Genomic DNA, 11,390 nt, shown 5'->3' with positions numbered 1-11,390 from the left:
TCCCGAAGCACCATTTCGGCGAGTACAAGGGCGCGAAGTCGCGCGAGGCTCCGGCCAACCTGAAGCCCGTCGGTACCGGCCCCTACAAGTTCGCGGACTTCAAGCCGGGCGACATCCTGACCGGCACCCGCAACGAGGATTACCACGTCGTCAATCGTCCGCATTTCGACACGTTCGAGATCAAGGGCGGCGGTGACGCGGTCTCGGCGGCGCGCGCCGTCCTGCAGACCGGCGAATACGACTACGCCTGGGATACGCTGGTAGAGGACGAGGTCCTCAAGCGCATGGAGACCGGCGGACGCGGCAAGATCAGCGCCGCGCCGGCAGGCGATATCGAATTCATCACGCTGAACACGACGGACCCGTGGACCGAAGTCGATGGCGAGCGTTCGAGCGCCAAGACCAAGCACCCGACGCTCAGCGATCCGGCCGTGCGCCAGGCGATCAACCTGCTGATCGACCGCGATTCGATCCAGAAGTTCATCTATGGCCGCGCCGGCTCGGCCACGGCGAGCTTCGTCAACGAGCCCAAGCAGTTCAAGTCGACCAAGCTCAAGTACGAGTTCAGCATCGAGAAGGCGAACAAGATCCTCGACGAGGCCGGCTGGAAGAAGGGCTCGGACGGCATTCGCGAGAAGGACGGCAAGAAGCTCAAATACGTCTTCCAGACCTCGATCAACGCCCCGCGCCAGAAGGTGCAGGCCATCATCAAGCAGGCCTGCCAGCGCGCCGGCATCGATATCGAGCTGAAGTCGGTTACCGCTTCGGTGTTCTTCTCGTCGGACGTTGCCAACCCCGACACCTACACGAAGCTCTACACCGACATCGAGATGTACACGACGACGCAGCCGCAGCCCGATCCGGAGCGGTTCCTGAACCAGTTCACTTCGTGGGAAGTGGCCAGCAAGGAGAACAAGTGGCTGGGCCGCAACGTCTCGCGCTACACCGATCCGGCTGCGGACGAGGCCTACAAGGCCGCGCAGAAGGAACTCGATCCGGCGAAGCGCGCCGCGCTGCTGATCAAGGTCAACGAGATCTTCTGCGAGGCCAACGTCATCCTGCCGATCCTGTCGCGCAAGAAGGTGGTCGCCGCGTCGAACAGCCTGTCGATTGACCATTCGGGCTGGGATGTCGACACCTGGAACCTCGCGTCCTGGTATCGCGCCTGATTGGAAAATCGGTCCCCTGCCGAGAGCGATCTCCGCAGGGGAGCCCCCAATGAAGAAGGCCCGATGGAGGTATCCACCGGGCCTTTTCCATGGTCGTTGGCTGTTTGGCCAGGGAGCTGCGTCAGCTCGCCAGCCGCTTGATCGCCCCGGCGCGGCCGCCGACGAGGACGCGCTCGTCGACATCCTTGATATCGCGCAGACCGCAGAGCGCCATGGTGACGTCGAGCTCCTTGCGGATGATGTCGAGCGCGGCGGTAACGCCCCGCTCGCCCATGGCGCCGAGTCCATAGAGGAAGGCGCGGCCGATGAAGGTGCCGTGTGCGCCGAGCGCGATCGCCTTCAGCACATCCTGGCCCGAGCGGATGCCGCCGTCGAACAGAACCTCGATGCGGTTGCCGACCTGCTCGACGATGCCGGGCAGGGCCTCGATCGAGGAGAGCGCGCCGTCGAGCTGGCGGCCGCCATGGTTAGAGACGATCAGGGCATCGGCGCCGCTCTTGGCGGCCATCTCGGCATCTTCCGGATCGAGGATGCCCTTGAGGATCAGCTTGCCGCCCCACTGGTCCTTGATCCACTGGATGTCGTCCCAGTTCAGCTGCGGATCGAACTGGCTGGCGGTCCAGTTGGAGAGCGAGGACATGTCGGCGACGCCGGTGACATGGCCGACGATGTTGCCGAACTGCCGGCGCGGGGTGTCCAGCATCTTCAGGCACCAGCGCGGCTTGAAGGCGAGGTTGATCAGGTTGGCGAGGGTCGGCTTCGGCGGGGCGGAGAGGCCGTTGCGGATGTCCTTGTGGCGCTGGCCGAGGATCTGCAGGTCGAGCGTCAGCACCAATGCCGAGCAGCCCGCCGCCTTGGCGCGCTGGATCAGGCGGGCGATGAAGTCGCGATCCTTCATCACGTAGAGCTGGAACCAGAAGGGCGCGCTGGTGTGGTTCGCGACATCCTCGATCGAGCAGATGCTCATGGTCGAAAGGGTGAAGGGCACGCCGGCCTTGGCGGCGGCCCTGGCGGCGAGGATCTCGCCATCGGCGTGCTGCATGCCGGTGAGGCCGGTGGGGGCGAGCGCGACCGGCATCGAAACCGGCTGGCCGATCATCTCCGAGGCGAGCGAGCGGTTGGTCATGTCGACGGCGACACGCTGGCGCAGCTTCACCTTGGCGAAATCGGTCTCGTTCGAGCGATAGGTACCCTCGGTCCAGGCGCCGGAATCGGCGTAGTCGTAGAACATTCGCGGCACGCGCCGCTTGGCCAGAAGGCGCAGGTCTTCGATGGTCAGGGGCTGGGCCATGTCTCTATCTCGCCGTTGGCTTCCCGTCTTGTCCTCCGGGCTTGCTCGCATGATGGCGGGCGGGGTGCAACCGTTCCGCCGCACGGAAGGGCTTTCGTCAGGACACCGCCATGTAGCGGCCGGGCTTGTGGTTCATGCCGAGAATGGCGTTGAGGACGAGCGTGCCGACGAGCGAGAGCGCGACCTTGTCGGGCGGTAGCACGAAGAGGGCGGCGGCGAAGATCGCGGCGTCGATGGCGAGCTGGACCCAGCCGGCGCGCAGGCCATGGCGCTCCTGCAGATAGAGCGCGAGGATGTTGACGCCGCCGATCGCGGTGCGGTGACGCGCCAGCGCCAGCAGGCCGAGCCCCATCGCGACGCCGCCGGCGATCGCCGCATAGAGCGGCGCCACCGCCTCGATGCGGAACCAGCCCGGCGTCGCCCAGACGAAGGCCGAGACGAGGCCGACCGCCGCGAAGGTGCGCAGCGTGAAGGGCAGGCCCATGCGCCGGAAGGCCAGCCAGTAGAACGGCAGGTTGAGGACGAAGAAGATCAGGCTGAAATCCGCCCCCGTGGCGAATTGCAGCAGGAGGGCGAGGCCGGCCGCGCCGCCGGTCAGCAGCGTCGCCTTGGCGTAGAGGACGATGCCGAAGCTGATCATCAGCGTGCCGAGGGGCAGGGCGAGGAGGTCTTCGTAGAAGCGGTGCTGCTGCGGCATGGCGGCGCTGGCTGTTGGAGATGTGTCGTGGGCTGTATCGGCTGGCGGCGGCGGACGCCAGTGGGCCGGCAAGGATCGCACCGGATGACGTCGTCCTTCCTGATCAGGCCGTTCGAGGCAGCGCGCATTCCGAGATGCTTCGAGGGCGCGCAGATCTTCTCCTGCCCGATCTCTGGCCGGAGCCGGCGCATCCCGGCGGCATCCGTGCCGGTCACGTCGGAGGAGGCGGTGTCGCTCCCGGCTGGCAAGACGGAGACCATCGGCTTCGGGCTGCAAGCGACCGATGTTGCAATCGGGACCGGCGGCGATGCCGCCCAGATCGAACTCGCCCCGGGCGGCCTTTCCGGCGGCGGTGCCAAGACACGGATCACGCTGACAAAATCTTGAGAGGCGCGGGCGGCGCCTGCCTGTCCTTTCATCTCGACAAGGACCGGTTTTCGGTCAATCCTTCCCGTACCGGCATGGGAGGCATGCGTTCCGTGCCGGTGAGAGACGCTTTGGCTTCGAGGGATGTGGCGATGGCGACCGGAACCGTGAAATGGTTCAACACCGAGAAGGGGTTCGGCTTCATTCAACCGGCGGATGGCGGCAAGGATGTGTTCGTGCACATCACGGCCGTGAAGGAGGCTGGCATGATGACGCTGACGGAGGGGCAGAAGGTTTCGTTCGAGCTGAAGACCGAGCGCGGCAAGACGGCCGCGGGCGATCTTAAAGTGCTCTGAGACCGATCTGTCGCCGCAGGGCCCGCCTGCCGCGCGCAGCGCGGCATCGGCGAGCGCGCGCCGAAAAATGACGACCGGGCCGGCCTTGTCGTCGTGTATCCGGCGCGATGTTTCTTGACGTGACATGACGTCCGAAAGCCCCGTCCAGGCCTGGCCTGCGGGGTTTCGGGCCTGAGCATCCGGGGATGCGCGGAGCCGGACGGCGTTCGCAGTCGACGGCTGCGTGCCGATGTCGAGTCGATGTCGATTGTGTCGAACAGCGACGACCTCGCGCTGCCCGGCTCCGCGCACGGGTATCTGGGGGTCCGCTTCGCTTGGACGCCCGGCGAGGGCGGAGGCCTGCCTGTTCGGCCTGTGCGAAATCGGCACCTCCGCGCCTGACGAGCCCGCAACGGCTCGGGACGCGAAACCCGCAATCCCCTCCGGCCCACGATGCCTCGCGAAGCTCCCCGGTCGGATGGGACGGGCGCAAGATAGGCACGGGCTGGACGGACGGGGATAATTTTCGCGGGGGGCGCCGGTCCTTTCCGATCTCTGAGGGTCGAGTACGGTAACCGCCGATGTCTTGGAGACGCGCCATGTTCGGGATCGTTCTTGCGCCCTTCACCATAGGCACAGCATTTGCCGCTGCGTTGTTAGTCACGCTGCGAGGTTGGGCCGTTCACTACACCGTCCTGTTTGGCCTTGCCGTCATATCGGCTGTGTTCGTTGCTCTTTCAGTCGTCAATTTCGTTGAAGGCGGATGGCCACTAATCGGAAGGTCCCTGCTCTGGTTGGTTCCTGCTGAGTTTATTTGGATTGCAGCCTTTTCAATGCTCTTCAAAAGGCTGGCTGTTTGGCAGCACCATTGAGCGGATGTTGGTTTGGGTCGGAAGCGGACTCAGGTGTCGGGATGAGGTGGCGGGACTGGTAGCCCAAGATCGGCCCCGTCGAGCCAAGTGACAACACGACCATGGCGGTCCCGCGCAGCCAGCAGATAAACGTGGGCGGTTTGCATGGCCAGAGACAGAGCTTGAACCCCATCGACGCCATAGATCACCACCGACTTGGGGCCTTCTGGCCAATCGATCTCGAAGCGACACACGCTATCGGCCCCATCCATTTCCGGCTGAGCGAAGCGGCACTCCACTTCGTGGCCATCAACAACAAACAATCGCTTCACAAATGGTTCGGACGCCATATGCAACCCTCCGCAGACAAGCGTAGTGGTCGCGAGCCCTGTCGGCTATGGGTCGACAGCGGATATTGCAGAGGTGGCTCGGCCGCCGCCCGCTATGATGGCAGGCGGCTTACACCGTCTCCAGCGAAAGCAGCAGGATGAATAGCGTCCTGTTTTCCGCACGACAATCCGCTTGCACGAACGGCGTGTTTGACATAAAGATATCTTTATATCTTTTTCCTTGTCGACAGAGGACGCCAGCGCGTGCGGCAGCCGACGACATTGTCTTCCGATGTGCTTCTCGCGTCCTTGAGGGCGGCCGGCGAGGAGACGCGGCTGCGCATTCTCGCGCTGCTCTCCGAGGGCGAGCTTTCTGTCTCTGATCTCACCGACATTCTCGGCCAGTCGCAGCCGCGCATCTCCCGCCATCTCAAGCTTCTCGCCGAGGCCGGGCTGGTGCGCCGTTCGCGCGAGGGGGCCTGGGCCTTCTTCCGGCTCGACGAGACCGGGCCGGGCGGGGCCTTCGCCGCGTCGCTCGCGGCCTGGCTCGACCTGAGCGACCCGGTTCTCGCGGCCGATCGCGAGCGGCTCGCTGCGGTGAGGGCGTCGCGGGCCGAGGCTGCGCAGAACTATTTCGCCAGCGTCGCGCGCGACTGGGACCGGTTGCGCGGCCTGCATGTGCCCGATCATGCGGTCGAGGCCGCCGTCGAGGAGGCGGTCGGCGAAGGCTCGCCCGGCGCGATGCTCGATCTCGGCACCGGCACGGGGCGAATGCTGGAGCGGATCGCGCCGAAATTCGGCCGGGCCGTCGGTGTCGATGCCAATCACGCGATGCTCGCGGTCGCGCGTGCCAATCTGGAGCAGGCCGGGCTCTCGCGTGTGGAACTCAGGCAGGGCGACATCTATGCGCTGCCCTTCGTGCGGGGCTCCTTCGACCTCGTCGTGATCCATCAGGTCCTGCATTTCCTCGACGATCCCGGCCGGGCGGTGCGCGAGGCCGCCGCGATGCTGGCGCCAGGCGGGCGATTGATCGTCGTCGATTTCGCGCCGCACGACATGGAATTCCTCCGGACCGAGCATGCGCATCGCCGGCTCGGCTTCTCCCGCCAGCAGATCGCCGCCTGGTTCGCCGAGTCTGGCCTCTCCTGCGATCTTTCCCGCGAAGTCACCCTTGCCGATGGCGGCTCGGGCCAACTCCCGGTCATGCTCTGGCGTGGCCGCGACCGCCGCGTCCAGGCCGATCCGCCGGCCCGCACGATCAATCTCGAGGTTGCGTGATGAATGCTTTCCGCCCCAGTCGCCACGGCTCGCGCCGTCCGCGCGTTTCCTTCGAATTCTTCCCGCCGAAGACGGAGGAGATGGAGGTCGCGCTCTGGGACAGCGTCCGCCGGCTCGAGCCGCTCGGCCCCAGCTTCGTCTCGGTGACCTATGGCGCCGGCGGCTCGACCCGCGAGCGCACCCACGCCACCGTCAAGCGCATGGTCGACGAGACCGGGCTGAAGCCGGCGGCGCATCTGACCTGCGTCTCGGCCTCCCGATCCGAAGTGGACGAGGTCATCCGCTCCTATTGGGAAGCGGGAGTGCGCCATGTCGTGGCGCTGCGCGGCGATCCGGCGGGCGGCCTCGGTACCATCTATGAGCCGCACCCGGACGGCTATCACCAGACCTCGGACCTCGTCGCCGGCCTGAAGCGCATCGGCGATTTCGAGGTGACGGTCTCGGCCTATCCCGAGAAGCACCCGGAAGCCGCCTCGCTCGATGCCGATATCGACGCTCTCGAGAAGAAGGTCGATGCCGGCGCGACGCGGGCGATCACCCAGTTCTTCTTCGATAACGACGTCTATTTCCGCTATCTCGACAAGGTGCGCGCGCGGGGGATCGAGATCCCGATCCTGCCCGGCATCGTCCCCGTCCAGAACTTCAGACAGACCGCGAATTTCGCCCGCAAGACCGGCGCCAGCGTGCCGCAATGGCTGGCCGACCGCTTCGAGGGGCTGGAGGAGGACGTCGCGACGCGCCGCCTCGTCGCGGCCGCCGTCTGCGCCGAGCAGGTCCTCGACCTGATCGATCGCGGTGCCACCGACCTGCATTTCTACACGATGAACAAGGCCGACCTCGTCTATGCCATCTGCCATCTCGTCGGCCTGAAGCCCGAGAAGCCGGCGGCGCAGGCCGTGGCGGCGGAGTAAGCCTGATGTCCGACTTCATTCCCACTCCCGTCGACGGCGCCGAGATCGAGCGCTCGCTGCGCCAGGCCGCGCGTGAACGCATCCTCGTGCTCGACGGCGCGATGGGCACGCAGATCCAGAACCTGAAGCTCTCGGAGGCCGATTTCCGCGGCGAGCGCTTCAAGGGCTTCAACCACGATCTCAAGGGCAATAACGACATCATCGCCCTGACGCAGGCCGATGCGCTGCGCGACATCCATCTCGCCTATTTCCGGGCGGGCGCGGATATCGTCGAGACCAATACGTTCTCGGGCACTTCGATCGCCCAGGCCGATTACGGCATGGAGGCCTATGTCTACGAGCTGAACGTCGCCTGCTCGCGCATCGCCCGCGAGGCGGCGGCGATCGCGCAGAAGGAAGACGGGCGGCGGCGCTTCGTCGCCGGCGCGATCGGTCCGACCAACCGCACGCTCTCGATCTCGCCGGATGTCAACAATCCCGGCTTCCGCGCCGTGACCTTCGATCAGGTTCGCGACTCCTATGCCGAGCAGGTGCACGGGTTGATCGATGGCGGCTCGGAGCTGCTGCTGATCGAGACGATCTTCGACACGCTCAACGCCAAGGCCGCGATCGTCGCGATCGAGGAGGTATTCCGCGCCAAGGGCCTGCGCCTGCCGGTGATGATCTCCGGCACGATCACGGACCTGTCGGGCCGCACCCTGTCGGGCCAGACGGTCGAGGCCTTCTGGAACGCTGTGCGCCACGCCGCGCCGCTGACCATCGGCCTCAACTGCGCACTCGGCGCGCGCGAGATGCGGGCGCATATCAAGGACATGTCGCGCATCGCCGACACGCTGGTCTGCGCCTATCCGAATGCCGGACTGCCCAACGAATTCGGCCTTTATGACGAACGGCCGGAAGCGACCGCCAAGATGCTGGCCGAGTTCGCCGATGCCGGCTTCGTCAATGTCGTGGGCGGCTGCTGCGGCACCACGCCCGGCCATATCGAAGCCGTCGCTGAAGCCGTGGCCGGCAAGGCGCCGCGCCAGATTCCCGAGACGAAGCCTTATCTGCGGCTCGCGGGGCTGGAGCCGTTCACGCTCGACGAGACCATTCCCTTCGTCAATGTCGGCGAGCGCACGAACGTCACCGGCTCGGCCAAGTTCAGGAAGCTGATCACGGCCGGCGACTATGCCGCGGCGCTTGACGTGGCGCGCGAGCAGGTCGCCAACGGCGCGCAGGTGATCGACATCAACATGGACGAGGGCCTGCTCGATTCCGAGAAGGCGATGACCGAGTTCTGCAACCTGATCGCCTCGGAGCCGGATATCTCGCGCGTGCCGATCATGGTCGACTCGTCGAAATTCCCGGTGATCGAGGCGGGTCTGAAGACCATCCAGGGCAAGCCGATCGTCAACTCGATCTCGATGAAGGAGGGCGAGGAGGCTTTCCTCGAGCAGGCGCGCATCTGCCGGCAGTACGGAGCCGCGGTCGTCGTCATGGCCTTCGACGAGGTCGGCCAGGCCGACACGTTCCAGCGCAAGATCGAGATCTGCACGCGGGCCTACAAGCTGCTGACCGAGACGATCGGCTTCCCGGCGCAGGATATCATCTTCGACCCGAACATCTTCGCGGTGGCGACGGGCATCGAGGAACACGACAACTACGGCAACGACTTCATCGAGGCGACGAAGGCGATCCGCGAGACCCTGCCGCACGCCCATATCTCGGGCGGCGTCTCGAACCTGTCCTTCTCCTTCCGCGGCAACGAGAAGGTGCGCGAGGCGATGCACTCCGTGTTCCTCTATCACGCCATCAAGGCGGGGATGGACATGGGCATCGTCAATGCCGGCCAGCTCGGCTCCTATGACGATCTCGATCCCGAACTGCGCGAGCTCTGCGAGGATGTCGTCCTCAACCGCCGCAAGGATTCGACCGAGCGGCTCCTGGAGGCGGCGCCGCGCTTCAAGGGCGACGGTTCGGTCGCTGCTTCCGGCAAGGACCTCGCCTGGCGCGAACTGCCGGTCGAGAAGCGGCTTGAGCATGCGCTGGTCGCCGGCATCACCGAATTCATCGATCTCGATACGGAAGAGGCGCGTCTGAACGCCGAGAAGCCGCTCCACGTCATCGAGGGCCCGCTGATGGCCGGCATGAACGTGGTCGGCGACCTGTTCGGCGCCGGCAAGATGTTCCTGCCGCAAGTGGTGAAATCCGCGCGCGTGATGAAGCAGGCGGTGGCTTATCTCATGCCCTTCATGGAGGAGGAGAAGCGCCTGAACGGCGGCTCCGGGCGCTCGGCCGCCGGCAAGGTGCTGATGGCGACGGTGAAGGGCGATGTCCACGATATCGGCAAGAACATCGTCGGCGTCGTGCTCCAGTGCAACAATTACGAAGTGATCGATCTCGGCGTGATGGTGCCGACCCAGAAGATCCTGGAGACGGCGCGCAAGGAAAACGTCGACATCATCGGGCTGTCCGGGCTGATCACGCCTTCGCTCGACGAGATGGTGACCGTCGCCTCCGAGATGGAGCGCGAGGGTTTCGACATCCCGCTGCTGATCGGCGGGGCGACGACGAGCCGCGTCCATACGGCGGTGAAGATCCACCCGGCCTATGAGAAGGGCCAGGCGTTCCATGTGAACGATGCCTCGCGTGCGGTTGGCGTGGTGTCGAGCCTGCTCTCGTCCGAGCAGAAGCCGGGCTATATCGCCGGCGTGCAGGCCGAGTATGCCAAGGTCGCCGAGGCGCATCGCCGTTCCGAAGCCGAGAAGCAGCGCCTGCCGCTGGCCAAGGCCCGCGCCAATCCCTTCAGGACGGATTGGGCGAGCTACGCGCCGCCGAAGCCGAGCTTCCTCGGCACCCGCGTCTTCCGGACCTATGACATCGCCGATCTCGTGCCGGTGATCGACTGGACGCCGTTCTTCCAGACCTGGGAACTGAAGGGCCGCTTCCCGGCAATCCTGCAGGACGAGAAGCAGGGTGAGGCGGCGCGCGCGCTCTGGGACGATGCGCAATCGATGCTGAAGCGCGTCGTCGAGGAGCGCTGGTTCAATCCGAAGGCGGTGATCGGCTTCTGGCCGGCGAACGCGGTCGGCGACGATATCCGCCTCTACACCGGCGAGAGCCGGCAGGAGGGGCTCGCGACCTTCCACGGCCTGCGCCAGCAACTCCTGCGGCGCGACGGCAAGCCCAATCTCTGCCTTTCGGATTTCGTCGCGCCGGAAGGCGTCGCGCCCGACTATATCGGCGCTTTCGTGGTCACGGCCGGCGCCGAGGAGGAGCGCATCTCCGAGAAGTTCGCGCGCGACAACGACGATTACCGCTCGATCATGGTCAAGGCTCTGGCGGATCGGTTCGCCGAGGCCTTCGCCGAGCGGATGCACCAGCTCGTGCGCAAGGAGTTCTGGGGCTACGCGCCGGACGAGGCCTTCTCGAACGAGGACCTGATCCGCGAGGAATATCGGGGCATCCGCCCGGCGCCGGGTTATCCGGCCCAGCCCGATCATACCGAGAAGGAAACGCTCTTCCGATTGCTGGAGGCCGAGCGCCGCGTCGGCGTGAAGCTGACCGAGAGCTATGCGATGTGGCCGGGCTCCTCGGTCTCCGGGCTCTATTTCGCGCATCCGGAGGCGTATTATTTCGGCGTCGCCAAGGTCGAGCGCGACCAGGTCGAGGACTATGCCCAACGCAAAGGCATGAGCGTCGAGGAGGTCGAGCGCTGGCTGATGCCGATCCTCAACTACGACACCGCCGCCTATCGTTTGCAGGCGGCGGAATAGGGGCCCGCTTCCGGGCGGCGCTTTTGGCCTACCGTTCGGCAGGTGCGCGGCGGCAGATTATACAGACGCGGCTTGTTGAATTATCCTGCCGGCTCGTTTAACGCCGGCTCTGTCGGGGCTGCCCGGCAGTGACGGGGCGAGCGGAACGGTCATGGCCGACGATGATTACGTTTATGACGATGTGACGGGCGAGTGGCGGCCGGCCTCGGAGGTTGCGGCTGCGGCTGCCGCCGCGACGCGGGTCGAGGTGCGGGATTCCGCCGGCAATGTCCTTGCGGACGGCGATTCCGTCGTGCTGATCAAGGACCTCAAGGTCAAGGGCGCGGGGCAGACGCTGAAGCAGGGTACGGTGATCCGCTCGATCAGACTGACCGACGATCCGGAGGAGATCGACTGCCGCCACGA

General features: G+C 65.6%; 11 protein-coding genes. 8 read left to right on the top strand and 3 right to left on the bottom strand.

Annotation, left to right across the window (positions count from 1 at the left end; translation table 11 throughout):
• On the top strand, positions 1–1,169 hold a 1,169-nt coding region (locus tag J0I42_RS23755; RefSeq protein ID WP_291658643.1), incomplete at its 5' end, for a peptide ABC transporter substrate-binding protein.
• Between the two features lie 121 nt (positions 1,170–1,290).
• On the opposite strand, the gene J0I42_RS23750 is transcribed toward J0I42_RS23755, so the two are convergent.
• On the bottom strand, positions 1,291–2,460 hold the full coding sequence (locus J0I42_RS23750) for an alpha-hydroxy acid oxidase (RefSeq protein WP_291658642.1): 1,170 nt from the start codon (positions 2,458–2,460) through the stop codon (positions 1,291–1,293).
• A gap of 97 nt (positions 2,461–2,557) precedes the next feature.
• Positions 2,558–3,157 (bottom strand): YitT family protein, encoded by a 600-nt coding sequence (locus J0I42_RS23745; protein WP_291658641.1) that lies wholly within the window; start codon positions 3,155–3,157, stop codon positions 2,558–2,560.
• Between the two features lie 27 nt (positions 3,158–3,184).
• Here J0I42_RS23745 and J0I42_RS23740 point away from each other — a divergent pair, with 27 nt between their 5' ends.
• The 3 genes from J0I42_RS23740 (at position 3,185) to J0I42_RS23730 (ending at position 4,730) form a co-directional block, all read left to right on the top strand.
• A complete protein-coding gene (locus J0I42_RS23740; protein ID WP_291658639.1) occupies positions 3,185–3,544 on the top strand; it encodes a hypothetical protein in 360 nt (119 codons plus the stop codon).
• 131 nt (positions 3,545–3,675) lie between these two features.
• On the top strand, positions 3,676–3,879 hold the full coding sequence (locus tag J0I42_RS23735; protein WP_199091797.1) for a cold-shock protein: 204 nt from the start codon (positions 3,676–3,678) through the stop codon (positions 3,877–3,879).
• 578 nt (positions 3,880–4,457) lie between these two features.
• Positions 4,458–4,730 (top strand): hypothetical protein, encoded by a 273-nt coding sequence (locus J0I42_RS23730; RefSeq protein ID WP_291658635.1) that lies wholly within the window; start codon positions 4,458–4,460, stop codon positions 4,728–4,730.
• Between the two features lie 29 nt (positions 4,731–4,759).
• On the opposite strand, the gene J0I42_RS23725 is transcribed toward J0I42_RS23730, so the two are convergent.
• On the bottom strand, positions 4,760–5,059 hold the full coding sequence (locus J0I42_RS23725; RefSeq protein WP_291658634.1) for a DUF6968 family protein: 300 nt from the start codon (positions 5,057–5,059) through the stop codon (positions 4,760–4,762).
• A 243-nt stretch (positions 5,060–5,302) separates the two neighbouring features.
• Here J0I42_RS23725 and J0I42_RS23720 point away from each other — a divergent pair, with 243 nt between their 5' ends.
• The 4 genes from J0I42_RS23720 to J0I42_RS23705 all read left to right on the top strand — a co-directional run.
• Complete coding sequence (locus J0I42_RS23720) at positions 5,303–6,316, top strand: ArsR/SmtB family transcription factor (RefSeq protein ID WP_291658632.1); 1,014 nt, start codon at positions 5,303–5,305, stop codon at positions 6,314–6,316.
• Positions 6,316–7,227 (top strand): methylenetetrahydrofolate reductase [NAD(P)H], encoded by a 912-nt coding sequence (metF, locus tag J0I42_RS23715; protein WP_291658630.1) that lies wholly within the window; start codon positions 6,316–6,318, stop codon positions 7,225–7,227. Before J0I42_RS23720 ends, metF begins: the two co-directional genes overlap by 1 nt.
• Before the next feature lie 5 nt (positions 7,228–7,232).
• Positions 7,233–10,985, top strand: a complete 3,753-nt coding sequence (metH, locus tag J0I42_RS23710; protein ID WP_291658628.1) for a methionine synthase — start codon at positions 7,233–7,235, stop codon at positions 10,983–10,985.
• A 151-nt stretch (positions 10,986–11,136) separates the two neighbouring features.
• Positions 11,137–11,390: alkylphosphonate utilization protein (locus tag J0I42_RS23705; RefSeq protein WP_291658626.1), on the top strand; the 254-nt coding region annotated here is incomplete at its 3' end.

Origin of the sequence: Allobosea sp. (assembly GCF_017308015.1) — a bacterium.
Lineage (GTDB): Bacteria > Pseudomonadota > Alphaproteobacteria > Rhizobiales > Beijerinckiaceae > Allobosea.
This window is presented reverse-complemented; position numbering and strand designations above follow the sequence as displayed.